The sequence below is a fragment of the Duganella sp. Root336D2 genome (assembly GCF_001425005.1).
Lineage (GTDB): Bacteria > Pseudomonadota > Gammaproteobacteria > Burkholderiales > Burkholderiaceae_D > Rugamonas.
On record NZ_LMDB01000012.1, the window covers coordinates 183,735 to 209,137 of the forward strand.

Here is a 25,403-nt window from a genome sequence, read left to right on the forward strand (position 1 = left end):
CAAGTTGCCGCTTAATTTTTAGAATCTATGAGCAAACCTGATCTTTCGTTCACCGCTTTGCCGCAATACGACACCGGCCCGCTGTCCTGGGTCATGGGTGAAATCCGCGAAGCGCTGGCCCGTTCCCGCACGGCGCTGTTCGAAGCCGGCGGGCGTGATGCGGAAGACCAGACCACGGCGCTGATGCACGCCAAGTCCCACCTGCACCAGGCGCACGGCGCCTTGCAGATGGTGGACGTGGACGGCGTGGCGCTGCTGACGCAATTGGCGGAAGTGGTGCTGGACCGCATGCGTGACGGCACGCTGAAATGCACTGCGGACCATGCCCAGCTGCTGGCCAATATGTACCAGGCACTGGTGGAATTCCTGGAGGAGCTGCTGTCCGGCGCCCCGTTCCAGCCGGTGCGTCTGTTCCCGTTCTTCCGCGATATCCAGGATTTGCTGGGCATCGACCGGGTCCACCCGGCCGACCTGTTCTTCCCTGACGTATCGTATGTGCCGGAACTGCCGGCAGCCTTGCCGTCGACCGGTGCGCCAACCGGCACGCCGGACTACAAGGCGCTGCGCCAGCGTTTTGAACGCGCGCTGCTGCCTTACCTGAAGGCGGCCGATGCCGGCACCCAGGCTATCCACGCCGCCGCGCTGCAGGCTGCCATCACCGATGTGGCGGACCAGCAGGGCGAGCACAAGGCGCGCGTATTCTGGCGCGCCATGCAAGCCTTCGCCGAGCTGGTGGTGAACGGCCAGCAGGAAAGCAACCGTTACGTCAAGCAGCTGTTCGGCCTGATCAACCTGCAACTGCGCCGCCTGTCGGCCGGTTCGCCTGAACTGCCGGACAACGTGCTGAAAGAGGCGCTGTTCTTTGTCGCCTCGGCCGATCCGGAACACCTGCCGCCGCTGGCTCGCCAGCTGCGCGCCGGTTATGCGCTGGATGGCATGGTGCCGCACGATTTCGAAACGCGCCGCTATGGCCGTATCGACGATGCATCGCTGGCTGCGGCGCGCGAGGGTATTGCCCACGCGCGTTCGGTGTGGCAGCGCATCGAGCAGAACGAAAACAGCGCGGAACTCGATAACGATTTCGGCCAGTCCCTGGCCAAGGTGGCCGTGGCCAGCGAAATGCTGGGCCTGGGCGCGCTGGCGGCGCTGCTGCGCCAGCTGGCTGAATCCGCCCGCAATACCCTGGGCACCCGCCGCAGCGAGGCGCTGGGACTGGAAATGGCGACGGCGCTGCTGTTCGCCGAACATGGCATTGCCCAGATCCGCCACCTGCCGGACGATTTCAACGCCCACGCCGACACCATCGCGGCGCGCCTGCAAGCGCTGGCGGCCGGTGGCACCGCGCCGGAACCGGCGCAATGGCAGGGCGGCCTGGCCCGCCAGCTGCACGAAGAGGACACCGTTGTCGCCCTCGCGCTGGAAATGAAGACCGGCTTGCGCCAGGTCGAAAAGATGCTGGACGAGTATTACACCGATCCGGCGCGCCGCGGCGAACTGTCGGACCTGGACAAGGTGCTGCACCAGCTGCACGGCGCCTGCGCCATCCTGGACCAGGATGATGCGATGAACGCCGCTGCGCACGTGCGCATCGAAATCGGCCGCCTGGCATCGGGCCAGTTCGACCAGGCGCATGAAGCCAAGGCGCTGGACGATATCGCCCAGAACGTGGGTGCCCTGGGCTTCTTCGTCGACATGCTGGCGCAGAATCCTTCCGGCGCTCGCGAGCGCTTTGCGTTCGACCCGGAACATGGCACTTTCCGCGCCGTGCCGTTCAAGAAAATTTCCGGCCCGGAGTCGATCCCGGTGCTGGAAGAAGCACTGCCGGAGCCGGAAGCGGCTCCTGAACCGGTGCTGACGGCGCCTGTCCCTGAAGCCGGCGCTGCCGGCGACGAGGCAGTCGAAGCGGAACTGCTGGAAATCTTCATTGGCGAAGCACAGGAAGTGCTGGCCTTCGTACGCGAGACGCTGGCGCGTCCGCACAGCGAGATCTCCAACCTCGACACCATGACCATGCTGCGCCGCTCCTTCCACACGCTGAAGGGCAGCAGCCGCATGGTGGGCCTGAACCGCTTCGGCGACGGCGGGCATGCGATCGAAAAAGTCATGAACCTGTGGCTGGCGGAAGAGCGCCGCCCCTCGGAAGACCTGTTCGCGCTGCTCAATTATGCGAGCGAAGAAATGTCGGCCTGGGTGGAAGAACTGGCCACCACCGGCAACTCGGCCCGCCAGGAAAAACCGATCGTCGACGCCGCCACGCGCCTGCAGGACACCGGCGTGTTCGAGCGTCCGGCCGCCGGCACCGAGGCTGTCGCTGCGCCTGAAGCAGACGCAGGAGCTGCTATCGAAGCGATCGAGGTGGCCGAGGAAGCCGCTGCGCCGCTTGAAGCCGAGGCCGCGCCTGCCGAGCCGGTCGAAGCGCTGTCCGCCGACCCGGTCTTCGACCTGGAAGCGATCGAAGTGTCGCAACCAGAGGCCGAACTGACCCTCGAAGAGCCGCTCGTATTCGAGGCGCAAGAAGAGGCTGCCCCGGCCCGCTCGACCAACGTCATCGAGTTCCCGACTGCTACCGCGCCTACGCCGCCAGAGCCGCCGGCGGAAGATAATATGAAGTTCGTGGGACGCCTGGCGATCCCGCTGCCGCTGTACAACATCTACATGGCGGAGACCGACGAACTGGTACGCCTGCTGTCGCAGGATTTCGGCGAGTGGCGCCACGAGCAGCGTGCGGTCAACCCGGAAGCGCTGCATGCCGTGCATACCCTGACCGGCACTTCCGGCACCGTAGGCTTCAAGCCTTTGCGCGAATTGTCCTATGCACTGGAAATCACGCTGCAGGAGCTGCAGCCGCCGGCACCGCACCTGGACGATGCGCAGCACGACCTGTTCGACTTCACCATCGAACGCGTGCGCCAGATGCTGCAAAGCTTCGCCACCGGCGAACTGCCGCCAGAACAACCGGAATTGATCGAGGCGCTGCATAAGCTGCGCGAGCATCTGGCGCATCCGCCGGAAGTTGACAAGGAGCTCGACGAGCAACTGGACAGCATCGTGGGCGAGCCTGAGGGCGTGCAGCTGGAACAGCGCCTGGACAACCTGTTCAGCGATACCTACCACAGCCTGGTTACCGAAGCGCCGGCAGCGGCCGAAAGCGTCGAGCAGCCGGCACCTGAAGTGCTCGCGCAAGGCGGCAACATCGACAACCTGTTCGATTCCGCATTTGATGACGCGTTCGACGCGCCGGAGCTGAAGCAGGCCGCGCCGGTGGTCGAGGAGATCACGGCACCGGTGGTCGAGGAAATCGCTGAGCCGGTCGTCGAGGAAATTACGGCACCGATCGTCGAAGAAATCGCTGAGCCGGTGGTCGAGGAAATCACGGCACCGGTGGTCGAGGAAATCGCTGAGCCGGTGGTCGAAGAAAGCACGGCACCAATCGTCGAGGAAATCGCCGCGCCGGTCGTCGAGGAAATCATTGAGCCCGTCGCCGAAGAAATCGTTGCTCCGGTCGCCGAGGAAATCGCCGCACCTGCAATCGAGGAAGCCGCGCCGGCGATCGAAGAAATTGACGAAGCAGCGCTGCTGGCCGAAGCCGATGCCGCGGTGGCCGAAGCTGCAATCGAAGTCGACGCCATCGACGCCACCGCACTGGCCGCGGGCGAAGCCATCGAAGAAGATGCGGTCGACCTCGACCACGCTGCGCCAAGCGAAGTGCAGGTCGTCGAACTGCCGGAAACCCCGCACCTGCTGGGCGCCAGCCCGTCCGACATCCACGACGAACTGGACCCGGACCTGCTGCCAGTGTTCCTGGAAGAAGGCACCGACCTGCTGCCGCAGATCGGCGAGTCGCTGCGCGCCTGGCACGCCAAGCCGACCGATTTCAGTCACGCCCACAGCCTGCAGCGCGTGCTGCACACCGTGAAGGGCAGCGCCCGCATGGCAGGTGCAATGCGCCTTGGCCAGCACGCGCACGAAATCGAAACGCACATTGAAAATATGGTGCACGCAGGCAGTGCGTCGCAGCACTCGTTCGACGAGCTGATGGCGCACTATGACCACGCGCTGCTGCTGTTCGAACAACTGCAAAATCCGGAAGCCTACGCCGCCGCCATGGCTGCCGCGCAAGCCGCCGCTGCAGCACCTGCCGGTGAAGCAGGCGCACCTGCATCCCAGGGTGCGGCACAGCCTTCGCTCAGCGCACTTGCCGCACGCCTGGCCGCAGCGCCTGCAACGGCACGCGCTGGCGACGAGGCGGAAGGCGGCGCCAAGGCCTCGCCTCTGGTGCGTGTACGCGCAGACATCCTTGACCGCCTGGTGAACCAGGCCGGTGAAGTGTCGATCACCCGTTCGCGCCTGGAAAACGAAGTGACCTCGCTGCGCACTTCGGTGTCCGACTTCCAGGAAAACTTGAATCGCCTGCGCCGCCAGCTGCGCGAAGTCGAAATGCAAGCTGAATCGCAGATCGCTTCGCGTATGTCGATTGCCGGCGAGCGCGAATTCGACCCGCTCGAGTTCGACCGCTTTACCCGCCTGCAGGAATTGACCCGCATGATGGCCGAGTCGGTGAGCGACGTGGCCTCCTTCCACGAAGGCCTGATCCGTTCCATCGACGGCGCCACCGGCGACTTGACGCAGCAAGCGCGTATGACGCGCGACCTGCAGCGAGACCTGATGCGCGTGCGCATGGTGCCGTTCAACAGCGTTTCCGAACGTCTGTTCCGCGTCGCCCGCCAGGGTGCCAAAGAAACCGACAAGCGCGTCAACCTGGACATCCGCGGCGGCGGCGTTGAAATGGACCGTAGCGTTCTGGAACGCATGGCCGCGCCGTTTGAACACTTGCTGCGTAACGCCATCGTGCACGGCATCGAGTCGCGCGAACGGCGGGTCGAACACGGCAAGGGCGAGACCGGTGAATTGCTGGTGCAGGTCAGCCAGCAGGGTAACGAAGTGGTGCTGGAGTTCAGCGACGACGGCGCTGGCCTGGACCTGGAACGCATCCGCAACAAGGCGCGCAGCGTCGGCCTGCTGGCTGAAGACCAGGTGGTCAGCGACGCCGAAGCGTCCAACCTGATCTTCCAGCCGGGCTTCTCGACCGCCGATACGCTGACCGAACTGGCCGGCCGCGGCGTCGGCATGGACATCGTGCTGTCCGAGGCGCAGGCCCTGGGCGGCCGCGTGGAAACCTTCACCGAAGCAGGCAAGGGTTCGCGCTTCACGATCCGCCTGCCGCTGACGCTGGCAGTGACCCAGGTGGTGCTGATCTCCGCCGGCGGCCGCACCCATGCAGTGCCTGCGCTGATGGTGGAGCAGGTGCTGCAGCTGAAGGAAGGCGCGTTGGCTGAAGCTACCGGCAAAGGCGCCGTGGTACACCACGGCCAGCACGTGCCGCTGCGCTACCTGGCCACGTTGCTGGGCGACGGCGATGCGCGTCCGCTGCTGCAGCGTTCTTCGCCGGTCATGATGCTGCGTAACGGTACCGACCGCGTCGCGCTGCACGTCGACGAAATCCTCGGCAACCGCGAGGTGGTTATCAAGAACATCGGCCCGCAGCTGTCGCGCATGCCCGGCATCGCCGGCGCAACCGTGCTCGGTTCGGGCGAGATCGTACTGATCCTGAATCCGGTGGCGCTGCAGCTGCACGTGGCGCAGCATCCGGAACTGGCGCCGCGTACCTCGGCAACCCCGGCGCCGGCACCCGCCGGCGGCGTCGCCGAGCCTGTGCAACAGACGCGCGCCCATGGCACTGTCATGGTGGTGGACGATTCGCTCACCGTGCGCAAGGTGACCCAGCGCCTGCTGGAGCGCGAAGGCTATCACGTCATGCTGGCCAAGGACGGCGTGGATGCGCTGGAGCAGTTGCAGGACCGCCTGCCGGAACTGATGCTGGTCGACATCGAGATGCCGCGCATGGACGGCTTTGACCTGACCCGCAACGTGCGCGGCGACGAACGCACCAAGGAGATCCCGATCATCATGATCACCTCGCGTTCGGCGGACAAGCACCGCAACTACGCGCTGCAACTGGGCGTGAATGCCTACTTCGGCAAGCCGTTCCAGGAAGATATCCTGCTGGGCGCCATCGCGGGCCTGCTGCCGCAACGCGCTTGAGGCGTGCAGTAGCGCACAACAGGGCAGGCCATCGCGCCTGCCCTTTTTTTATCCGATCGAATGCGACTGTTCAAGCTATTTGCCGCGCTGCTTGCCGGCGTTTTCCTGCTGGGCTGCGGCGTGATCGTCGTTGCGGGCTGCAGCGACCAGCAGGCCGACGCCGACCTGATCGTGGTGCCCGGCAACACGGTGGCGCCGGACGGCACGCCCAGCCCGCGGCTGCGGGCGCGGCTCGATATCGCGCTGGCCTTGTATCGCGGCCATCGTGCGCCATTGATATTCGTCAGCGGAGGGCTGGGCAGGGAAGGCTTTGACGAAGCGGTAGTGATGGCCGGCTATCTTGCAAAGAATGGCGTGCCAAGGGCTGCCATCGTCGTCGACAGCCAAGGCCTGGATACCAGGGCGACGGCCGGCAACGCGGCTGCCTTCATGCGCGCCAGGGACCTGAAGTCGGTGCTGGTGGCGACGCAGTACTTCCATGTGCCGCGCACCCGGCTTGCCCTTGAACGGGCCGGCGTGCAGGTCGCCGGACATAGCCATGCACGCTACGCCGAGTTGCGCGACCTCTATTCGATCCCGCGCGAGCTGCTCGGCTACGCGGCTTACTTCTTGACCACTTCGTAGCGCTGCAATGTGCGCTTGCGGGCTTCGTCGTGCTCGACGATCGGGTTGCGCGGCAAGTGGATCTCCCTGGCCGACAGGCCTGCCAGCTGGGGCAGGTAGCGCTTGATGAATTTTCCTTCCGGATCGAACTTCTGCGATTGCGTGACCGGGTTGAAGATCCGGAAGTAGGGCTGCGCATCGCAGCCGGAGGACGATGCCCATTGCCAGCCGCCGTTGTTGGCTGCCAGGTCGAAATCATTGAGGTGCAGCGCGAAGTAAGCTTCGCCGCGGCGCCAGTCGATCCCCAGGTCCTTGCACAGGAACGATGCCGTCACCATGCGCAGCCGATTGTGCATATAGCCGGTGCGGTTGATCTGCAGCATGGCGGCATCCACCAGTGCGTAGCCGGTGCGGCCTTCGCACCATGCTGCAAACAGTTCGTCGGCTGCGGGGCCGGTTTCCCATGCGATCTTGTCGTAGGCCGGCTTGAAGGCGCCGTCGACCACATGCGGGTGGTGGAACAGGATCTGCATGTAGAACTCGCGCCAGACCAGCTCCGACAGCCACACCGCACCGCCTGCGCCGGCCGCGCCGCGCGCCGCCATGGTCATCACGCTGCGTACCAGGTGGCGGATCGAGACGGTGCCGAAGCGCAGGTGCAGCGACAGGTAGGACGGGCCCTTGACGGCAGGGAAATCGCGCGCAGCGCCGTAATCGGCAATCCTGCCCAGGAATTCGTCGAATAGCTGCAGCCCGTTGCCGATGCCCAGCTGGTGCAGGTTGGTGCGTTCGAAGCCGATGTCGGCCAGCGAGGGCAGTGTACTGCGGCCCGGTGCAAAGCGGCCCGGCTGGCGCGCGCTCCCCGGCTCGACGCTCCACGGCGCCAGCACCGACGGATCGGCTTCCAGTTTGCGCAGCCAGGCATTCTTGTAGGGCGTGAACACGGAAAACGGCTGCCCGGCCTGGGTCAGCACTTCGTCGCGTTCGAATACCACCTGGTCCTTGAAGGTGCGCAACTCACGCCCGGCCTGGCGCAGGCTGCGCGCCACCCTGGCGTCGCGGGCCATAGCCGCCGGCTCATAGTCGTGATTGGCAAATACAACATCGACGGCAAGCTCGGCAGCGAGGTCTGGGATTGCTGTTTCGGCAAGATCATGCCGTACGATAAGGTGCCCGCCTGCCGCGTCGAGCTCGGCAGCAAGCGCGGCCAGCGTGTCGTGGATGAACTCGACGCGCCGGTCGGCTGCCGGCAGCGCATCCAGGATGGCGCGGTCGAAAATAAAGGCCACGTACACTGTCCCTGCAGAGGCCAGCGCATGATGCATGGCGGCATGGTCGAACAGGCGCAGGTCCCGGCGCAACCAGACAAGGGCGTTTTTCATGGCTGGATCAGCAATTCATAGTAAACTGTGGGTATATCCGACAGTTGCAGCGCGGATATTACAGTAAAGAACACTTAACAGTCCTGCATTGAGAGCAATCATGAAAAAAGTCAAATTGACCAGAAGCATGCCAGTGCCGGGATTGTTACCGGAAACTAGTGAACTGAAGGAGCTAAAGGCACATATGACTGCCCCTGCGCTCAACCTGGCAAATCATTTCCTGATTGCCATGCCATCCATGCATGACCCGATCTTTGGCGGCACGGTCGTGTATGTGTGCGAACACAACGAGAACGGCGTGCTGGGCGTCGTGATCAACAAGCCTACCGATATGACCATGGAAGTGCTGTTCGACCGGATCGACCTCGAAGTGTCGTCCGCCGCCGAGCGCCACCTGGAATCGGAGCCGATCATGTTCGGCGGCCCGGTGCAGGACGACCGCGGTTTTGTGCTGCATACCCCGGGCGCGCACTATTCGTCTTCGCTGACGGTGACCAATGACGTCGCCTTCACCACTTCGATCGACGTGCTGGAAGCCGTGGCCCGCGGCCAGGGCCCGGAACGCATGATGGTGTCGATCGGCTACGCGGGCTGGAGCCCCGGCCAGCTGGAAGACGAACTGGCGCGCAATGGCTGGCTGACCGTGGCCGCCGATCCGCGCATCGTGTTCGAGGTGCCGATCGAGGAGCGCTACCAGGCCGCCATCAAACTGCTGGGCTTCGACCCCCTGATGCTTAACTCTGAAGCGGGTCATGCATAGTCCGGAAACTGTCTTAGGCTTCGACTTCGGCATCAAACGCGTTGGTGTCGCAATGGGAAACACGATGATCGGCCAGGCCAGTCCCCTGGCCGTCATTCAATCCACGGTCAACGATGCACGCTTCGCCGAGATCAAGGCCCTGATCGATAAATGGGGGCCGACCAGGCTGATTGTGGGCCTGCCGTTCCATCCGGACGGGGCCGAGCACGAAATGACGGCGCGCTGCCGCAAGTTTGCCAATCAGTTGAACGGCCGCTTCAATCTTCCCGTGGTGCTGGTCGACGAGCGCTACTCGTCGGCGATGATTGCCGCCAAGCGCGGCGAAATCATCGACGACCGCGCCGCTGCCATCATCCTCCAACAATACTTTGACGAATATGTCCCACACTGATCCCCAACTGCTTGACGCTGAAGCGCTGTACGCCAGCCTGCTCGAGCAGGTCAAGGCCGGCATTGCCGGCGCCAACGACCCGGCCATCGTCGGCATCCACTCCGGCGGCGCCTGGATCGCCGAGCGCCTGGCCAAGGACCTGAACCTGATTGCGCGCCTGGGTGTGCTGGACGTGTCCTTCTACCGCGACGACTACGCGAAGAAGGGCTTGCCGCACGACGTGAAGCCGACCCATATCGGCTTCGACGTCAATGGCGCCACCATTGTGCTGGTGGACGACGTGCTCTACACCGGCCGCACCACGCGCGCCGCCATCAACGAATTGTTCGACTACGGCCGCCCGGCGCGCATCATGCTCGCCTCGCTGGTGGACCGCGGCGAACGCCAATTGCCGGTGGCTGCCGATTTCGTGGCAGCCCACACGCGCTGCGCGCCGGGCCAGGCCCTGCGCCTGCAGCAGGGCGGCGACGGAAAGTTTTCCCTGACTATTGAACAGAACCATGCTTAATCCGCAACTCAACAAACACGGCGAGCTTCAGCACCTGCTGTCGACCGAGGGCCTGCCGAAGGCCATCATCAACCAGATCCTCGATACCGCCTCCTCCTTCGTGTCCGTCTCCGACCGCGAAGTGAAGAAGGTCCCGCTGATGCGCGGTAAAAGCGTTTTCAACCTGTTCTTCGAGAATTCCACCCGTACCCGCACCACCTTCGAGATCGCGGCCAAGCGCCTGTCGGCCGACGTGATCAACCTGAATATCGCGGCGTCTTCCGCCAGCAAGGGCGAGTCGCTGCTGGATACCATCGACAACCTGTCGGCCATGCACGCCGACATGTTCGTGGTGCGCCATTCGCAGTCGGGTGCGCCGTACCTGATCGCCAAGCACCTGCACGACACCAGGCAGAACCACGTGCACGTGGTCAACGCGGGCGACGGCCGCCACGCGCACCCGACGCAGGGCCTGCTGGACATGTACACCATCCGCCACTACAAGACGGATTTCACCAACCTGCGCGTGGCGATCGTGGGCGACATCCTGCACAGCCGCGTGGCCCGTTCCGATATCCACGCCCTGACCACCCTGGGCGTGCCTGAAATCCGCGCCATCGGCCCGCATACCCTGCTGCCGGGCGGCCTGGAGCAGCTGGGCGTGCGCACCTTCACCAACATGGACGAAGGCCTCAAGGATGTGGACGTGATCATCATGCTGCGCCTGCAGAACGAGCGCATGAGCGGCGCGCTGCTGCCGTCCGCCGGCGAGTACTTCCGCGCCTACGGCCTGACGCCGGAGCGCCTGGCGCTGGCCAGGCCGGACGCCATCGTGATGCACCCGGGCCCGATGAACCGCGGCGTGGAGATCGACTCCGCCGTGGCCGACGGCCCGCAAGCGGTGATCCTGTCGCAGGTCACCTTCGGTATCGCAGTCCGCATGGCGGTGATGAGCATCCTGGCAGGCACGCAAGCATAAAAATGAACGTACTTATCCAAAACGGCCGACTGATCGATCCGGCCAACAAGATCGATTCCAAACAAGACCTGTATATCGTGGACGGCAAGGTTGCCGCCATCGGCACCCCGCCGGCCGGTTTCACGGCCGGGCGCACCATCGATGCCGCCGGCAAGGTGGTGGCGCCGGGCCTGGTCGACCTGTCGGCGCGGCTGCGCGAACCCGGCTTCGAATACAAGGCCACGCTGAAATCGGAAATGCAGGCGGCAGTGCAGGGCGGCGTGACCTCCCTGGTGTGCCCGCCCGACACCGACCCTGTGCTCGACGAACCAGGCTTGATCGAAATGCTCAAGCACCGCGCCAATGCCCTGAACCAGGCCCACGTGCATCCGCTGGGCGCACTGACGCACGGCCTGAAAGGCGAAGCGCTGACCGAGCTGGTGGAGCTGACCGGCGCCGGCTGCATCGGCTTCTCGCAAGCCGAATCCCCGATCAGGGACACCACCGTTCTGCAGCGCTGCATGCAGTACGCCGCCACCTTCGGTTTTACGATCTGGCTGCGCCCGCAGGACGCCTACGTTGGCCGCGGCGGCGTGGCCCACAGCGGCCCGCTGGCGTCGCGCCTGGGCCTGTCCGGCGTGCCGGTGATGGCCGAAACCATCGCCCTGCACACGATCTTCGAGCTGATGCGTTCGACCGGCGCCAAGGTCCACCTGTGCCGCATGTCCTCTGCCGCCGGCCTGGAGCTGGTGCGCGCGGCGAAAGCGGAAGGCTTGCCGATCACCTGCGACGTTGGCGCGCACCACGTGCACCTGACCGACACCGACATCAACTTCTTCGACTCCAATGCGCGCGTCGACCCGCCGTTCCGCACCCAGCGCGACCGCGAGGCGATCCGTGCCGGGCTGCTGGACGGCACCATCGACGCCATGTGCTCCGACCACACGCCGTGCGACGACGATGAAAAGCTGCTGCCGTTCGGCGAAGCTTCGCCGGGCGCCACCGGCCTGGAGCTGCTGCTGTCGCTGGCTATCAAATGGGCCGACGATTACGCCGCGGCGCAGGGCAGGGACGACGCGCTTTCGCGCGCCGTGGCGCGCGTCACCTGCGAAGCTGCACGCGTGGCAGGCCTGGCGCAAGCGGGGCAGCTGGGCGTGGGCAGCGTGGCCGACGTGGTGGTGTTTGACCCGGCCGCGCGCTGGACCGTCAGCGGCAGCACTTTGGCCAGCCAGGGCAAGCACACGCCGTTCCTCGGCTATGAGTTGGCGGGGCAGGTGCAGGCGACCATCGTTGCGGGCCGGGTGGCATATGAGCGCACCGCAAGCTAAACGCAATCTTGACTGGCGCCTGGTGCTGCGCATCGGGCGCGTGGCGGTGCACCTGCTGGCCGGCATGGCGATTTGCGCGTTCATCTTCCCCTTCATCGGGACGGAAAAGCGCAACGGCCATATCCGGCGCTGGTCGCGCCAGCTGCTGGCGATCTGCAACGTCAGCGTGCAGATGGCGCCGGGCAGCGCGGCGCCGCTGGAGCAGGGCATGATCGTCTGCAACCACATCTCGTGGCTGGATATCTTCGTCATCAATGCGCTGTATCCATGCCGCTTCGTGGCCAAGTCGGAGATCCGCGACTGGCCGCTGGCCGGCTGGCTGGTGGCGCAGGCGGGCACTGTGTTCATCGCGCGCGGCAACAAGCGCGAGCTGCGCAATATTTTCAAGGGCCTGGTGCACGCCCTGCAGGACGGCCAGCGCGTGGCCTTCTTCCCCGAGGGAACGACGGCTGCGCAAGGCACGCTGCTGCCTTTCCACGCCAACCTGTTCGAGGCGGCCGTGGATGGCAAGGTGCCGGTGCAGCCGTTTGCCTTGTCCTATGTCGACCCGGCGGGCGAGCCCCATCCCTCGGTGGACTTCATCGGCGACATGACTTTCGTGCAAAGCGTGGTGAATATCCTCGACAGCAAGCCGGTGCGGGCGCGCCTGTCCGTGCTGCAAGCGTTACCGGGCGAAGGCGCCCATCGCCGCGAACTGGCGGCTGCGACCCACGCCGCGATCGGCGCCGCGCTGGGCATCGTGCCGGAGACGGAAACTTTACAGGAGCAATCAGCATGACCAGGATCAGCGTGCTGGCAGCGTGCCTGCTGTTGGCGGCCTGCGGCGACACCTTCACCAATGCTAAGGCCTTGCGCACGCAGGCGACGGAAAGCCTGACGCAAAAGAATTACGGCATTGCGGCGGACAAGGCGTATGCCGCGACGCTGAAAGCGCCCAAGGAAGCCGAGTCGTTTTTCCTGTTGGCCCAGGCCCAGGCGCAGCTGGGCCGCAAGAATGCCGCCATCGCGTCGCTGGAGACGGCAATCGTCAACGGCTTTACGGATGAAGAGGCAATCAAGGGCAGCGCCAACCTGGAACCGCTGCGCAGGTCGGAAGCGTACAAGGAACTGATGGCGGCCACGTTCGCGCCGGCCGCTGCGGCAGCGGCCGAAGGCGAGGCGCCCGCCGCGGCGGAAGGCGCTGGCGAAGCGGGCAAAGCCGACGGGCTGGCTCAATCCCAGGCCTCGGCCCCGGCCGAGGGCAGGCCGAAGCACTAAACCTTCCGGTATTCCGGGCAATCGACCTGCAGCAGGCTGCGGTCGTCGAGGCAGACGGCCGACAGCTTGCCGCCCCACACGCAGCCGCTGTCAAGCGCGATCAGGCGCGGCATGATGCGCAGCCCCAGCGCCGACCAGTGGCCAAACACCACGGTGGTATCGCTGCTGCGGCGGCCCGGCACTTCGAACCACGGCATCAGGCCGCTCGACGGATCGGCGTGCGCCGACTCCTTCATCTTGAAGTCCATCACCCCTGTGGCGCTGCAGAAGCGCATGCGGGTCAGGGCATTGACGATGCAGCGCAGGCGCGCGGCGCCGCTCAAGTCGTCGCTCCAGCGATCGGGCTGGTTGCCGTACATCTCGCGCAGGAAGCCGACCCACTGGTCGCCGCGCAAGGCCGCTTCCACTTCGCCGGCCAGCGCCATGGCCTGTTGCGCCGTCCACTGCGGCAGCACGCCGCCATGCACCAGCAGGTGCTCCAGGCGCATGATGGCCATCGGGCGCAGGCGCAGCCAGTGCAGCAGCGCCTCGCGGTCAGCCGCCGCCAGGATATGCTCGATGGTGTCGGAGCTCGATTCGGGCCGGATCCCGTTGGCGACCGCCAGCAGGTGCAAGTCATGGTTGCCCAGCACCGCGTCGATGCGGCCGTCGCTGCCCTGGCTCAAGGCCTGCACATAGCGCAGCGTAGACAGCGAATCGGGGCCGCGGTTGATCAGGTCGCCGCAAAACAGGATGGCGGGCGGGTCGTTTCCGGCGGCGTGTTCGGTATCCAGGATCTTTTCGACCAGGGTGACTGTCTCGCCATGGCAACCCTGCAGGTCGCCGACTGCATATGTTTTCATCGCATTAGGATAACGCATGATCGCGCTCGCCGGCGGTGCGCAGGGCCGGGCGCGCTGCACTAGAAGTATCAATTGGTAAGTAAATACCTTAGACGCAACGCTATGGGCTAGAATTTCCCGTCGCCCCGCACGCATACGGTACAATCGCCGCTTAGCGCGCGAGCAATCTTTCTTGCTGCGCTGCGACAATAGCGGCTGGCTCACTATACTGATAAGAACAAATGTTTTCCTTCCTCGTGAGCTTTTTCACGTCTGCACTCTTGACCCTGTGGGTCATCAAGGAAGTGCGGTTGCATGGCCCCGCATTAGATGCTGATTTCGGTGGCGTACAGAAAGTGCATGCCCACCACGTGGCCCGCATCGGTGGCCTGTCGATCTTTTTGGCCGTTGCGCTGAGCGCCTGCGTTTCGGTCTGGCGCGTGCCGGTCATGACAAGCTGGATGCTGTCGTTGATCATGTGCGCGATGTTTGCCTTCCTCGGCGGCATTGTCGAAGACTATACGGGCAAGGTCAGCGCCCGCCGCCGCCTGCTGCTGACCATGTTTGCCGCCTTGCTCGCCTATTTCCTGATGGATGCGCGCATCGATCGCATCGACTGGATGTTCTCCACCACGCCGGTTCCCTATTTGTGGCTGACCTTGCCATTGACGGTGCTGGCGGTGGCCGGCATTGCCAATGCCATCAATATTATCGACGGATTCAATGGCCTGGCCAGCGTGGTGACGATTTGCATGCTGTTGTCGCTTGGTTATGTCGCGCTGCAGGTCAATGATATGTTTGTGCTGGTGGCGGCATTGATGGTCGCAGGCGCCACCGCCGGTTTCCTGATCTGGAATTATCCGGTCGGGCTAATATTCCTGGGCGATGGCGGCGCTTACTTTATCGGCTTTATGCTGGGCGAATTGGCCCTGATGCTGGTAATGCGCAATCCGCAAGTTTCTACTTGGTATGCCGTATTGCTATTAATCTATCCCACTTTTGAAACCCTGTTCAGTGTTTATCGCCGCTTCTTCATCCGCGGTACCTCGCCCGCGATGCCGGACGGCATTCACCTGCACAGCCTGATTTTCCGGCGCGTGGTGCAATGGGCGGTGGGCCGCAAGGATGCGCGTGCCCTGGTGCGCCGCAATTCCATGACCTCGCCTTATTTGTGGATGTTTTCGCTGATGGCGGTTATTCCCGCCACGGTATTCTGGCGCTATACCTGGGTGCTCATGCTGTTCTGCCTGCTATTTATTGCGAGTTATGTCTGGCTATATGCGCGCATTGTCCGATTTAAAGCGCCGCGCTGGATGATTCGACATAAGAAAATCCGTTAAGCCGATTTCGTGTATATTTCAAGGCATCGAAATCAAATTAAAGGATAGGAAGATGGACCTGTCGAAACTGGCATCCGCTGAATTGCGCGACCTGCAGGAACAGATTAAGCGCGAATTAAAGCAGCGCGAGGGTATGGATAAGCAAAAGGCGCGCGAACAGATATTCGCCATCGCCCTGCAAGCCGGCGTGCCGCTGAAGGAATTGCTGGCCGGTTTCCCGGGCACGCGCAACAAGGGTGGCAAGGTGGAAGCGCGCTACCGCAATCCCGCCAATGCAAGCGAGCAGTGGACCGGCCGCGGCCGCCAGCCGAAATGGGTCAAGGACTGGGTCGAGGGCGGCAAGTCGATTGACGACCTGCGCATCTGAGCCAGCTTTTTAATATTTGTCTTGTTAGTTTCTATGGTTGCTCTCTCCAAATCCATCTTCAAAGCCTACGATATCCGCGGCATTATCGGTAAAACACTGGACGAAGGCGTGGCACGCTCCATTGGCCACGCTTTCGGCCTGGCTGCCGCCGCGAAGGGAGAACGCAGCGTGGTGATCGGCCGTGACGGCCGCCTGTCGGGCCCGGGCCTGATCGCTGCATTGGCGCAGGGCCTGCAGGCCGCCGGCGTCGACGTGATCGACCTGGGCGTGGTGGCAACGCCGATGGTGTATTTCGGGACCCAGGTGCTCGACACCCGTTCCGGCATCATGGTCACCGGCAGCCATAACCCGCCGGACTATAACGGCTTCAAAATGGTGCTGAAGGGCGAGGCGATCCATGGCGATGCCATCACCGCCCTGTACCAGGCCATCGAAGCGGGCCTGCAGCCGGCGGCCGCTGCCGGCAGTTACGGCACCCACGACATCCGCGAACAGTATTTGCAGCGCATCATCGGCGACGTGAAGATTGCACGCCCGGTCAAGATCGCCGTCGACTGCGGCAATGGCGTGGCCGGCGCATTTGCAGGCGACCTGTATCGCGCCATGGGCTGCGAAGTGGTCGAGTTGTTCTGCGAAGTGGACGGCACTTTCCCGAACCACCACCCGGACCCCGCGCACCCGGAAAACCTGCAAGACCTGATCCAGGCGCTGCAGGATAGCGACGCCGAAATCGGCCTGGCGTTCGACGGCGACGGCGACCGCCTGGGCATCGTGACCAAGGACGGCCAGATCATTTTCCCGGACCGCCAGATGATGCTGTTTGCGGAAGACGTGCTGTCCCGTAACCCGGGCGCCCAGATCCTGTACGACGTGAAATGCACGCGCCACCTGGCGCCTTACATCGAGCAGGCGGGCGGCAAGCCGCTGATGTGCAAGACCGGCCATTCGCTGGTGAAGGCCAAGCTGAAGGAAACCGGCGCCCCGCTGGGCGGCGAAATGAGCGGCCACGTGTTCTTCAAGGATCGCTGGTACGGCTTCGATGACGGCTTGTATGCCGGCGCTCGCATGCTGGAAATCCTGACGCGCCACGCCGATCCTTCCGCGCTGCTGAACGCACTGCCGAAGTCCGACAGCACGCCGGAACTGCAACTGCAACTGAACGAAGGCGAGAATTACGCGCTGATGGCCAAGCTGGCCGCTGAAGCGAAATTCCCGGGCAATGAACGCGTCATCGATATCGACGGCCTGCGCGTGGAATATGCCGACGGCTTCGGCCTGGCACGTTCCTCGAATACGACGCCGGTGATCGTGATGCGCTTCGAGGCGGAATCGCCGGCCGCGCTGGCGCGCATCCAGGGCCAGTTCCGCGATGTGATCCTGGCTGCCAAGCCGGATGCGCAACTGCCGTTCTGAATGAATATCCTGCTCGTGCGCGTCTCCTCGCTGGGGGATGTGCTGCACAATATGCCCATCGTGGCCGACATCAAGCGCCATTTCCCGGACGCGAACATCGACTGGGTGGTGGAGGAAGGCTATGTCAGCCTGGTGCGCCTGAACCCCATGGTGCGCCATATCCTGCCCTGGGGCCTGCGCCGCTGGCGCAAGAGCCTGGGCAAGAAGGAAACGCGCGCCGAGATCGGCGCCTTTTTCCGCCAGCTGCGCGAGGTTCAGTATGACTATGTGTTCGACACGCAGGGCTTGCTGAAGACCGGCGTCATCATGGGCGCGGCGCGCGGCAGGAACAAGGTCGGCCTTGCCAACGGCAGCGAAGGTTCGGGCTACGAAGGCATTTCCCGCATTTTCCACAGCAGGAGCATCCCGCTCGACCCGCGTACGCACGCCGTTGCGCGCGGCCGCCTGGTAGTGGGCGCCGCACTGGGCTTCAAGGTCGACTATCCGGCCGATTTCGGCCTGCCCGAAGTGCCGGCCGGCGAAGCGCGCCCGTACTGGATGGGCGACGAGCCGTACGCCGTGTTCTTCCACGGCACTGCGCGCGATGCCAAGAAATGGGCGCCGGCCAACTGGACTGAACTGGGCAGGGCGCTGGCGCCGATGCCGGTGCTGCTGCCTTGGGGCTCGGACAAGGAAAAGGCGGAAGCGCAAGCGCTGGCTGCCGGCATCCCGAATGCCCGCGTGCTGCCTAAACTGCAGATGGCCGACGCCGTCATGCTGGCGCGCCGTGCTGCGCTGGCGGTGGGAGTGGACACCGGGCTGACCCATATCGCAGCGGCCTTCTCGCGCCCGGTGGTGGAAATCTACGCCGACTCGCCGCGCTGGAAAACGGAAGGCAACTGGTCGCCGCGCATCATCAACCTTGGCGACAAAGGTTCGCCGCCCGGCGTGCCTGAAGTGCTGGCCGCCGCCAAGAGCCTGCTTTGAGCATGCGACTTTTTTACACGTTCATGTGGTGGCTGGCTTTGCCGCTGGTGCTGGGGCGCCTGTGGTGGCGCGGGCGCAAGGAGCCGGGTTATCGCCAGTACTGGGGCGAGCGCCTGGGCATTTACGGCGCGCGCGCCGCCAACGACGAACCGGCCACCATCTGGGTGCATGCCGTATCGGTGGGCGAAACACGCGCAGCCGAACCGCTGGTCGATGCCCTGTTGAAGAAATACCCGCAGTCGCGCATCGTGCTGACTTGCATGACGCCGACCGGGCGTGCTACCGGCAAGAGCCTGTTCGGCAAGCATGGCGCCCGTGTGGTGCAATCCTACCTGCCATACGATATGCCGCTGCTGGTGGCGCGCTTCATCCGCCATTTCGAGCCGCGCGTCTGCATCCTGATGGAGACGGAAGTGTGGCCGAACCTGATCCTGCAATGCCAGCGCGAACAAGTGCCTGTGGTGCTGGCCAACGCGCGCCTGAGCGAGCGTTCGCTGGGCAAGGCGCAGCGTTTCGGCAAGGTGATACGCGATGCGGCGCAGGGCATCACCCTGGTGGCAGCACAGACCGAAGCCGATGCGCTGCGCATCCGCGAACTGGGCGCCAGCAATGTGAATGTGACCGGCAGCATCAAATTCGACGTCGTCATCCCGCAGGCTGCGCTGGCAACCGGCGCGCAACTGCGCCAGCAGATCGGCGTGCGCCCGGTCTTCCTTTGCGCCAGCACGCGCGAAGGGGAGGAGGGCATGATCCTGGATGCTTTCCAGGCTGCGCGCGCAGCGCTGCCACCGGACGTTCTGCTGCTGCTCGTGCCGCGCCATCCGCAGCGCTTCGACGAAGTCGCGGCCATGGTGGCCGAGCGCGGCCTGTCGCTGCAGCGCCGTACGGCGCTGGCGCAAGCCGGCGCCAGCGTCGATCCTTCCACCGTGGTGCTGCTGGGCGATTCGATGGGTGAAATGTTCGCCTACTATTCGGCCTGCGACCTGGCGTTTATCGGCGGCAGCCTGCAGCCGCTGGGCGGACAGAACCTGATCGAACCGGCGGCACTGGGCAAGCCGATCATCGTCGGCGAGCACACCTTCAATTTCGCGCAAGCCACCGAAGACTGCCTGCAGCAAGGCGGCGCAGTGCGGGTGCCGAACAGCGATGGCCTGATGCAGCAGGCCGTGCGCCTGCTGGCCGATAGTACGGCGCGAGGCGCGATGGGCGCGCATGCGCTGACCTTCGCCAATACCCACCGCGGCGCCACCGCGCGCACGCTTGCATTGCTTCCTGATTTGAAGTGACAAATGTCATGACGAAGTCATGGCATTCTGTCCTGGTGCGCAGCGAGGGCAAAGCGGATACTGCGTTCACCTGAACCCAAGGAGACCGCAATGCAATCGTTCCGTAAGCTGTTGATCGCCGCCAGCATGGCCTGCGCCCTGCCTGCTTTGGCAGCTGAAACCACCCTGATCAAGGATGTCCGCGTCTTCGACGGCCGGGAAGTGCATGCCCGGCGCAGCGTGCTGCTGGAAGGCGGCAAGATCGCCAGCGCCGACTTCAAGGGCCAGGCGCCCGCCGGCGCAAAAATTATCGAGGGCACCGGCCGCACGCTGATGCCGGGCCTGATCGACTCCCACGTGCATGCCTATCGCTACCTCGACTTGCCGCTGCTGTTTGGGGTGACGACCCAGGTCGACATGTTCATGCCGGTGCAGGGCATGCAGGCGATCCACGCCCGCATGGCAAAAGGAGAGAACAAGGATGCTGCCGACGTTTTCTCGGCCGGCATCCTGGCCACCGTGCCGGGCGGCCATGGCACCGAGTACGGCTTTCCGATCCCGACCCTGGAGCAGCCGGGAGAAGCGCAGGCCTGGGTCGATGCCCGCATTGCCGAAGGCTCGGACTTCATCAAGATCGTGCTGGAACCGGGCTGGCCGGGACATCCGATGAACAGCCTTGATGTGCCGACCGTCAAGGCGCTGGTGGCGGCCGCGCACAAGCGCGGCAAGCTGGCCGTGGTGCATATTTCCAAGCTCGGCGATGCGCGCGCCGCCCTGGAAGCCGGCGCCGACGGCCTGGTGCACTTGTTCACCGCAGCGTCGATCGCTCCCGCCGAACTGCAGTCCTTCGTCAAACTGGCCAGGCAGCATAAGGCCTTCATCATCCCGACGTTTAGCGTGATGGAGAGTGTCGCCGGCCTGCCGCCGCAAGAGCTGCTTGGCGACCGGCAGCTGACGGCGCTGCTCGACAAGGAGCAGGTGGCGATCCTGGAAACCCTGCATGGCAAGGAGCCGCGTCCTGCCATCCTGGCCGCACCGAATACCGTGGTGGCCGCCCTGCGCGACGCAGGCGTGCCCCTGCTGGCAGGCACCGATGCCGGCAATCCGGGTACGCTGTACGGCGCGAGCCTGCACCATGAGCTGCTGGCGCTGACCAAGGCGGGCCTGACACCGTTACAGGCGCTGGCAGCGGCAACCTCGGTGCCGGCCAGGTACTTCCGGCTCGGCCTGCGCGGGCAGCTTGCCAAGGGCTACAAGGCCGATGTGGTGCTGGTCGATGGCGACCCGAGCAAGGATATCCTGGCGACACGGCGCATCGTGGAAGTGTGGAAGGATGGCGAGATCGTATCGCCGCTTCGCGCGAAGAAGCAGGCACTGGTGATGCAGGAACTGAATTCGAAAGGCGTGCCGCCGCAGATGCCGGCCGATGGCCGCATCAGCCTGTTCACCAGGGACAAGCTGGACAGCCCCTTCGGCGCCGGCTGGATGCCTTCCAATGACGCCATCCTGGGGGGCAAGTCGAGCGTGCAGGTCGACTACGTCGACGATGCTGCGGTCAGCGTGAAGGCCAGCGTGCAGCCCGGCTTTGCCTTCCCATGGGCCGGCCTGGCCTTCATGCCGGGCACTTCGCCGATGGCGGCGGCCGACCTGAGCGCGGTCAAGGTTCTGCGCTTCCGCGTCAAGGGCGATGGCAAGCGCTATGCGGTGGCAATCATGTCGCGTGCCGGGCAGATTCCGGTCAGCATGCCGTTCGAGGCCGCAGCCGATTGGCAGGAAGTGAGCTTGCCGCTGGCCGGATTCAAAGGCATCGACACCAGCGCGATTACAATGATTGCTTTCAACGCGGGGCCGCAGACCGGGGACTACCGGTTCCAGATTTCCGACGTGCGCCTGATGCTGCAGTAAGGAGCGATGATGGAGAAGTTCAAGCGCTTGCTGGCCGGCCCCTGGGTGCCGCCGCATCTCGGCAAAGCACCTTACCTTTGGCTGCTGTCGCTGAACTTCTTCCTGTGGAAGTACTTCTACATCAAGCCAGCGCTGCTGGAGTTTGGTTTGCTGGTATTGTCGATCGTGGTGTTCGTGCCGATGTACCTGGCCAGCTACCGCTTGCGCAACCGGCAGGCGCTGCCGCTATTGCTGGCAACTGTCGTCCTGGGCTTCGCGTGGGCCCCGTTCAATTTCGGTGCCTGCACCTTTTTCATATTTGCCTGCTCCATGTGCGCGGCGCTGGAACAGCCGCGCCACGCCTACCTTGGCATAACGCTGATCCTGGCTAGTGCCGCGCTGGTGGCACTGGCAGCGCAGTTGCCCTTGCCATTCCTGTTGCCGTCACTGGCCGTCGGTGCGCCGGTCGGCATCGCCAGCGTGATGGATGCGCGCGTGCGCCGTTCCGGCCAGCAGCTGCTGCGCAAGCAGGAAGAAGTCGAGCACCTTGCCCGCATTGCCGAACGCGAACGCATTTCGCGCGACCTGCATGATTTGCTGGGGCATACCCTGTCGCTGATTGCGATCAAGGCGGAACTGGCGGGGCGCCTGCTGGAGCGCGATACTGCTGCCAGCGCAAAAGAAATCAAGGATATCGAGAGCACGGCGCGCCATGCGCTGGCCGAAGTACGCAGTGCGGTTACCGGCTTCCGCCAGACAGGCTTTGTGCAAGAGCTGGCGCAAGCTCGCGCCGCCCTGGCCGCGGCAGATGTGACGCTGGACGCCGAAGTGCAGGCCTTCGCCATGCCTGCGACGGCGGAGAATGTGCTGGCGCTGGCTTTGCGCGAGGCGGTGACGAACATCCTGCGCCATGCCCGTGCCACCCGCTGCCTGGTCAGCGTACGGCAGGAGGGCGGCCAGATCGTCTGCCATATCCGCGACAACGGCCGCGCGCCAGTGGACCGCGCGGCCCTGGAGTGCGGCAACGGCCTGCGCGGCATGCGCGAGCGTGTCGCGGCGGCCGGCGGGCGCCTGGCTTTGCGCACGGAGGACGGCCTGGCGCTGGAATTGTATTTACCGATGGGAGTTGCTGCATGATCCGGATCCTGATTGCCGAAGACCAGTCGATGGTGCTGGGCGCATTGGCTGCGCTGTTGAAGCTGGAGCCGGACCTCGACGTCGTCGGCCAGGCCCGCAACGGGCAGGAAGCGCTGGCACAATGCGAAGAGCTGCGCCCGGACATCGTGTTGACCGATATCGAAATGCCGCTGATGACAGGACTGGAATTGGCTGCGGCGCTGTGCGGGCGCGGCAGCCAGTCGCGGGTGGTGATTGTCACCACCTTTGCCCGTTCCGGCTACTTGCGCCGCGCCATGGCAGCCGGCGTACGCGGCTACCTGCTGAAAGATGCGCCTTCCGAATCGCTGGCATCCGCCATCCGCAGTGTGCATGCCGGCGGGCGCGCCATCGCACCCGAGCTGGCGCTGGAAAGCTGGAGCGGCAGCGAAGATCCCTTGAGCGAACGGGAACGCCAGGTGCTGCGCCTGGCCGGCGAAGGCCGCAGCGGTGCCGATATCGCGAAACAACTGAGCCTGTCTGAAGGCACCGTGCGCAACTATCTGTCGGAAGCGATCAGCAAACTCAATGCCGGCAACCGGGTCGAAGCTTTCCGCCTGGCGCGCGAAGCCGGCTGGCTTTAGTTGCCTGTCACGCCGATGATCGGCCCCAGCTTGGCATGGCTGTCATTGCGGCCCAGTGCCGGGGAGTAAAGCGAGGAAACCGAACCATCGAGATACAGGGCGTCGCGGCACTTCAGCGTGTCGCGAAAGTAGCTGGCGAAGGCATACAGGTTGAGCGGGACATCGCTGATGACAAAGATCGCCTTGCCATCAATGGCGCAGACGCCATTGCGGATATAGGCCGAGCGGGAGATTGGGTCGAACAGCGGGTTGATCCTGCCTTCCGACAGCAGCATCGGGCCGGACTGCGTGGCGATACGCGCCTGGCGGGCGAAGGCGGGGTAGGCGCTTGATTCGACGACCTGTGCACCAGCATCCGTCACCAGGAACACGCCGTTCGGTTGCAGGAAGAAATTGCCTTTGCCGTGTTCCAGGTTGAGCGGGGCGAACTCGATGCCATCGGCCACCAACAGGCCTACCGGGGAGTAATCCGCATGGTACATCCCGGCGTTCATGGCGAACGCCAGGCGCTGGCCGTGCCCGGCCAGCGCTGCGGCAAGCTTATCGAGCCGCTGGTACGGGCGGCCTTTTTCATCGTTGAGAAAGAGCTGCAGGCGTTGCCGGGCCGGATCGATCGTCACCACGGTAAAACGGGGCTCGGCGGCGCGCGTCGCCGCGCACGCCGCCAGCAAGGCACACAGGGGCAGGGCGACGGCGGCCGCGAGAGCGCGCATCAGGTGAATAGTGGCGGCAGTTCGGCGGCGCGTTTGCGCAGCAGTTGCTTGGCTTCTTCGTATTGCGGATAGATGCGGCCGACATTGGCCCAGAAGCGCGCGCTGTGGTTCATTTCGAGGATGTGCGCCAGTTCGTGCGCCACCACGTAATCGACCAGCGGCAGCGAAAAGTGCATCAGCTTCCAGTTCAGGCGGATGATGCGCTGGGCGGTACAGGAACCCCAGCGCGTGTCGGCCGAGGACAGCGAGAAACCGGCATACTGCACGCCCAGGCGCGCCGCATACAGGTCCAGCCGCTGCTGGAACAAACCCTCCGCCTGCGCCTTGTACCAGTTCTTGACACGTTCCTTGAGCAACTGTTCGGTGGCGCCTTGCACCAGGCCCATGGAGAGTTCCATCGCCACCGGGTCGAATTCGGTGCGGTTGCGAGGCGCCTGGTACAGGCGCAGCGTGATTTCTTCACCGAGGTAAGGCAGCCTGGCGCCGTCATCCCAGACGATGGGCGGCTTTTCCAGGCGCGCGGCGCGGCGCTGGCGGCGCTCGTCGAGCTTCGACAGGATCCAGTGCTGCTTGGCGCGGATGGCGTTATCGATATCGGCCAGCGAGCAGCGCTTGGGAGCGGTGACATGCAGGCCGTTGTCGTCGACTGTGAACCCGATGGAGTGGCGCGTGGAGCGCTTCAGGACATATTCAAGGATGTATTCGCCGACAAGCAGTTGTCGTTTGTCCTGGTCGCCGGACAGTGGCGGGGAGGCGGGTTCCGGGCGGCGCAGTTGCACCGGGGGACGCAGCAGGTTCACGGCCGCAGGAGCGGGCACGGGAAACGGGGAAGAAGGCGCGGCCGCGGGCAGCGGCGCCTCCTGTTGCGCTTCAGCCTTTTCGGCTAGCCAGCGCTGTAGGCGTGGGGCGAAATGACGCGCATTTCTGATTCGATCCACTGTTCCACCTGCTCCATCAATTCGTCCGGAGTTTTACCTTCCGACGAAATCGGTTTGCCAACCGACACCGTGACGGTGCCCGGTTTCTTGATAAAGGAATTCTTTGGCCAGCACTCGCCGGAGTTCAGCGCAATCGGCACCACCACGGCACCGGTTTCCACTGCCAGGCGCGTGCCGCCGCTCTTGTATTTGCCTTGTTGGCCGACTGGAATGCGGGTCCCTTCCGGGAACATGATAATCCATTGGCCGTCTTTGAGTCGACGCTTGCCGTGCGCAACAACCGATTTAAATGCGTTCTTGCCTTGCTTGCGGTCGATCGGGATCATGCGCAGCAGCGCGATGCCCCAGCCGAAGAAGGGGATGTACAGGATTTCTTTTTTGAACACGAACACCAGCGGGCGTGGCAAGTTCGCCAACAGGAAGATGGTCTCCCATGCCGACTGGTGCTTGGACAGGATGATCGCCGGCGCATCCGGGAAGTTCTCATGGCCCTTGAACTGGTAGTTAATGCCGCAGATCCATTTGGCACACCAGACGATGAAGACATTCCAGCGCGAAGTCACGAAATAGCGTTTGTTGTAGGGCAGCGGCGCCGCCAGCATGCAGACTGCGGACCAGATGACGGTGGCAATTGCCATCACGGCCATGAACAGGGCGGAACGCAGGAACAGAACGAAATTACGCAACGA

The 25,403-nt window shown here is 64.3% G+C and carries 22 protein-coding genes; 17 read left to right on the forward strand and 5 right to left on the reverse strand.

All coding sequences use genetic code 11. The features are described from left to right. Window positions 1-27: 27 nt before the first annotated feature. Both ASD07_RS10950 and ASD07_RS10955 read left to right on the forward strand, forming a co-directional pair. On the forward strand, window positions 28-6,102 hold the full coding sequence (locus tag ASD07_RS10950; RefSeq protein ID WP_055929377.1) for an Hpt domain-containing protein: 6,075 nt from the start codon (window positions 28-30) through the stop codon (window positions 6,100-6,102). 60 nt (window positions 6,103-6,162) lie between these two features. Beyond that, window positions 6,163-6,726, forward strand: a complete 564-nt coding sequence (locus ASD07_RS10955; RefSeq protein ID WP_055929379.1) for a YdcF family protein — start codon at window positions 6,163-6,165, stop codon at window positions 6,724-6,726. On the opposite strand, the gene ASD07_RS10960 is transcribed toward ASD07_RS10955, so the two are convergent. After that, complete coding sequence (locus tag ASD07_RS10960; RefSeq protein ID WP_055929382.1) at window positions 6,705-8,087, reverse strand: deoxyribodipyrimidine photo-lyase; 1,383 nt, start codon at window positions 8,085-8,087, stop codon at window positions 6,705-6,707. The genes ASD07_RS10955 and ASD07_RS10960 overlap by 22 nt on opposite strands. A 184-nt stretch (window positions 8,088-8,271) precedes the next feature. On the opposite strand from ASD07_RS10960, the gene ASD07_RS10965 reads away from it, so the two are divergent. The 7 genes from ASD07_RS10965 to ASD07_RS10995 are packed head-to-tail and all read left to right on the forward strand — an operon-like array spanning window position 8,272 to window position 13,268. Continuing rightward, the gene (locus ASD07_RS10965) at window positions 8,272-8,847 is read left to right on the forward strand and encodes a YqgE/AlgH family protein (protein WP_229207118.1); all 576 of its coding nucleotides are present in this window, start codon (window positions 8,272-8,274) and stop codon (window positions 8,845-8,847) included. Then, window positions 8,840-9,238: a Holliday junction resolvase RuvX gene (gene ruvX, locus ASD07_RS10970; protein ID WP_055929388.1), complete on the forward strand. Its 399-nt coding sequence runs from the start codon at window positions 8,840-8,842 to the stop codon at window positions 9,236-9,238. The genes ASD07_RS10965 and ruvX overlap by 8 nt, the downstream gene beginning before the upstream one ends. Continuing rightward, complete coding sequence (gene pyrR, locus ASD07_RS10975) at window positions 9,225-9,746, forward strand: bifunctional pyr operon transcriptional regulator/uracil phosphoribosyltransferase PyrR (protein ID WP_055929391.1); 522 nt, start codon at window positions 9,225-9,227, stop codon at window positions 9,744-9,746. The genes ruvX and pyrR overlap by 14 nt, the downstream gene beginning before the upstream one ends. Then, entirely contained in the window at window positions 9,739-10,704 is a 966-nt protein-coding gene (locus ASD07_RS10980) for an aspartate carbamoyltransferase catalytic subunit (RefSeq protein ID WP_055929394.1), read from the forward strand. The genes pyrR and ASD07_RS10980 overlap by 8 nt, the downstream gene beginning before the upstream one ends. Before the next feature lie 2 nt (window positions 10,705-10,706). Beyond that, window positions 10,707-12,011 (forward strand): dihydroorotase, encoded by a 1,305-nt coding sequence (locus ASD07_RS10985; RefSeq protein WP_055929397.1) that lies wholly within the window; start codon window positions 10,707-10,709, stop codon window positions 12,009-12,011. Continuing rightward, window positions 11,992-12,789 carry a 1-acyl-sn-glycerol-3-phosphate acyltransferase gene (locus ASD07_RS10990; RefSeq protein WP_055929401.1) on the forward strand — a complete coding sequence of 266 codons (798 nt, stop codon included), beginning with the start codon at window positions 11,992-11,994 and terminating at the stop codon, window positions 12,787-12,789. The genes ASD07_RS10985 and ASD07_RS10990 overlap by 20 nt, the downstream gene beginning before the upstream one ends. Further along, entirely contained in the window at window positions 12,786-13,268 is a 483-nt protein-coding gene (locus ASD07_RS10995; RefSeq protein WP_055929404.1) for a hypothetical protein, read from the forward strand. Before ASD07_RS10990 ends, ASD07_RS10995 begins: the two co-directional genes overlap by 4 nt. On the opposite strand, the gene ASD07_RS11000 is transcribed toward ASD07_RS10995, so the two are convergent. Further along, window positions 13,265-14,110, reverse strand: coding sequence for a symmetrical bis(5'-nucleosyl)-tetraphosphatase (locus ASD07_RS11000; RefSeq protein WP_055929407.1), 846 nt, complete (start codon window positions 14,108-14,110; stop codon window positions 13,265-13,267). The two genes, ASD07_RS10995 and ASD07_RS11000, sit on opposite strands and share 4 nt — an antisense overlap. Before the next feature lie 221 nt (window positions 14,111-14,331). On the opposite strand from ASD07_RS11000, the gene ASD07_RS11005 reads away from it, so the two are divergent. From ASD07_RS11005 to ASD07_RS11040, 8 genes are all read left to right on the forward strand, one after another. Next, a complete protein-coding gene (locus ASD07_RS11005; protein WP_055929410.1) occupies window positions 14,332-15,429 on the forward strand; it encodes a glycosyltransferase in 1,098 nt (365 codons plus the stop codon). Window positions 15,430-15,481: 52 nt separating this feature from the next. Next, on the forward strand, window positions 15,482-15,796 hold the full coding sequence (locus tag ASD07_RS11010) for an H-NS family nucleoid-associated regulatory protein (protein ID WP_055929413.1): 315 nt from the start codon (window positions 15,482-15,484) through the stop codon (window positions 15,794-15,796). Between the two features lie 33 nt (window positions 15,797-15,829). Next, entirely contained in the window at window positions 15,830-17,209 is a 1,380-nt protein-coding gene (locus tag ASD07_RS11015) for a phosphomannomutase/phosphoglucomutase (RefSeq protein ID WP_055929416.1), read from the forward strand. Further along, complete coding sequence (gene waaC, locus ASD07_RS11020; protein ID WP_055929420.1) at window positions 17,210-18,175, forward strand: lipopolysaccharide heptosyltransferase I; 966 nt, start codon at window positions 17,210-17,212, stop codon at window positions 18,173-18,175. Between the two features lie 2 nt (window positions 18,176-18,177). After that, entirely contained in the window at window positions 18,178-19,461 is a 1,284-nt protein-coding gene (waaA, locus tag ASD07_RS11025) for a lipid IV(A) 3-deoxy-D-manno-octulosonic acid transferase (RefSeq protein ID WP_055929423.1), read from the forward strand. Window positions 19,462-19,551: 90 nt separating this feature from the next. Beyond that, on the forward strand, window positions 19,552-21,345 hold the full coding sequence (locus ASD07_RS11030; protein ID WP_055929425.1) for a CIA30 family protein: 1,794 nt from the start codon (window positions 19,552-19,554) through the stop codon (window positions 21,343-21,345). 6 nt (window positions 21,346-21,351) lie between these two features. Then, a complete protein-coding gene (locus ASD07_RS11035; protein ID WP_055929428.1) occupies window positions 21,352-22,461 on the forward strand; it encodes a sensor histidine kinase in 1,110 nt (369 codons plus the stop codon). Continuing rightward, window positions 22,458-23,063 (forward strand): response regulator transcription factor, encoded by a 606-nt coding sequence (locus ASD07_RS11040; RefSeq protein WP_055929430.1) that lies wholly within the window; start codon window positions 22,458-22,460, stop codon window positions 23,061-23,063. Before ASD07_RS11035 ends, ASD07_RS11040 begins: the two co-directional genes overlap by 4 nt. On the opposite strand, the gene ASD07_RS11045 is transcribed toward ASD07_RS11040, so the two are convergent. Genes ASD07_RS11045 through ASD07_RS11055 form a run of 3 tightly spaced genes read right to left on the reverse strand, consistent with a single transcriptional unit; the run spans window position 23,060 to window position 25,400 of the window. Next, the gene (locus ASD07_RS11045; protein WP_055929433.1) at window positions 23,060-23,776 is read right to left on the reverse strand and encodes a phosphodiester glycosidase family protein; all 717 of its coding nucleotides are present in this window, start codon (window positions 23,774-23,776) and stop codon (window positions 23,060-23,062) included. The genes ASD07_RS11040 and ASD07_RS11045 overlap by 4 nt on opposite strands. Beyond that, on the reverse strand, window positions 23,776-24,714 hold the full coding sequence (locus ASD07_RS11050) for a M48 family metallopeptidase (protein ID WP_082507261.1): 939 nt from the start codon (window positions 24,712-24,714) through the stop codon (window positions 23,776-23,778). Before ASD07_RS11050 ends, ASD07_RS11045 begins: the two co-directional genes overlap by 1 nt. Continuing rightward, the gene (locus tag ASD07_RS11055; protein WP_055929436.1) at window positions 24,660-25,400 is read right to left on the reverse strand and encodes a 1-acyl-sn-glycerol-3-phosphate acyltransferase; all 741 of its coding nucleotides are present in this window, start codon (window positions 25,398-25,400) and stop codon (window positions 24,660-24,662) included. The genes ASD07_RS11050 and ASD07_RS11055 overlap by 55 nt, the downstream gene beginning before the upstream one ends. Between the last annotated feature and the right edge of the window lie 3 nt (window positions 25,401-25,403).

Coding starts and splice junctions, on each gene's coding strand:
- ASD07_RS10950 (WP_055929377.1), top strand. CDS start 28: ATGAGCAAACCTGATCTTTCGTTCACCGCTTTGCCGCAATACGACACC.
- ASD07_RS10955 (WP_055929379.1), top strand. CDS start 6,163: ATGCGACTGTTCAAGCTATTTGCCGCGCTGCTTGCCGGCGTTTTCCTG.
- ASD07_RS10960 (WP_055929382.1), bottom strand. CDS start 8,087: ATGAAAAACGCCCTTGTCTGGTTGCGCCGGGACCTGCGCCTGTTCGAC.
- ASD07_RS10965 (WP_229207118.1), top strand. CDS start 8,272: ATGACTGCCCCTGCGCTCAACCTGGCAAATCATTTCCTGATTGCCATG.
- ruvX (WP_055929388.1), top strand. CDS start 8,840: ATGCATAGTCCGGAAACTGTCTTAGGCTTCGACTTCGGCATCAAACGC.
- pyrR (WP_055929391.1), top strand. CDS start 9,225: ATGTCCCACACTGATCCCCAACTGCTTGACGCTGAAGCGCTGTACGCC.
- ASD07_RS10980 (WP_055929394.1), top strand. CDS start 9,739: ATGCTTAATCCGCAACTCAACAAACACGGCGAGCTTCAGCACCTGCTG.
- ASD07_RS10985 (WP_055929397.1), top strand. CDS start 10,707: ATGAACGTACTTATCCAAAACGGCCGACTGATCGATCCGGCCAACAAG.
- ASD07_RS10990 (WP_055929401.1), top strand. CDS start 11,992: ATGAGCGCACCGCAAGCTAAACGCAATCTTGACTGGCGCCTGGTGCTG.
- ASD07_RS10995 (WP_055929404.1), top strand. CDS start 12,786: ATGACCAGGATCAGCGTGCTGGCAGCGTGCCTGCTGTTGGCGGCCTGC.
- ASD07_RS11000 (WP_055929407.1), bottom strand. CDS start 14,110: ATGAAAACATATGCAGTCGGCGACCTGCAGGGTTGCCATGGCGAGACA.
- ASD07_RS11005 (WP_055929410.1), top strand. CDS start 14,332: ATGTTTTCCTTCCTCGTGAGCTTTTTCACGTCTGCACTCTTGACCCTG.
- ASD07_RS11010 (WP_055929413.1), top strand. CDS start 15,482: ATGGACCTGTCGAAACTGGCATCCGCTGAATTGCGCGACCTGCAGGAA.
- ASD07_RS11015 (WP_055929416.1), top strand. CDS start 15,830: ATGGTTGCTCTCTCCAAATCCATCTTCAAAGCCTACGATATCCGCGGC.
- waaC (WP_055929420.1), top strand. CDS start 17,210: ATGAATATCCTGCTCGTGCGCGTCTCCTCGCTGGGGGATGTGCTGCAC.
- waaA (WP_055929423.1), top strand. CDS start 18,178: ATGCGACTTTTTTACACGTTCATGTGGTGGCTGGCTTTGCCGCTGGTG.
- ASD07_RS11030 (WP_055929425.1), top strand. CDS start 19,552: ATGCAATCGTTCCGTAAGCTGTTGATCGCCGCCAGCATGGCCTGCGCC.
- ASD07_RS11035 (WP_055929428.1), top strand. CDS start 21,352: ATGATGGAGAAGTTCAAGCGCTTGCTGGCCGGCCCCTGGGTGCCGCCG.
- ASD07_RS11040 (WP_055929430.1), top strand. CDS start 22,458: ATGATCCGGATCCTGATTGCCGAAGACCAGTCGATGGTGCTGGGCGCA.
- ASD07_RS11045 (WP_055929433.1), bottom strand. CDS start 23,776: ATGCGCGCTCTCGCGGCCGCCGTCGCCCTGCCCCTGTGTGCCTTGCTG.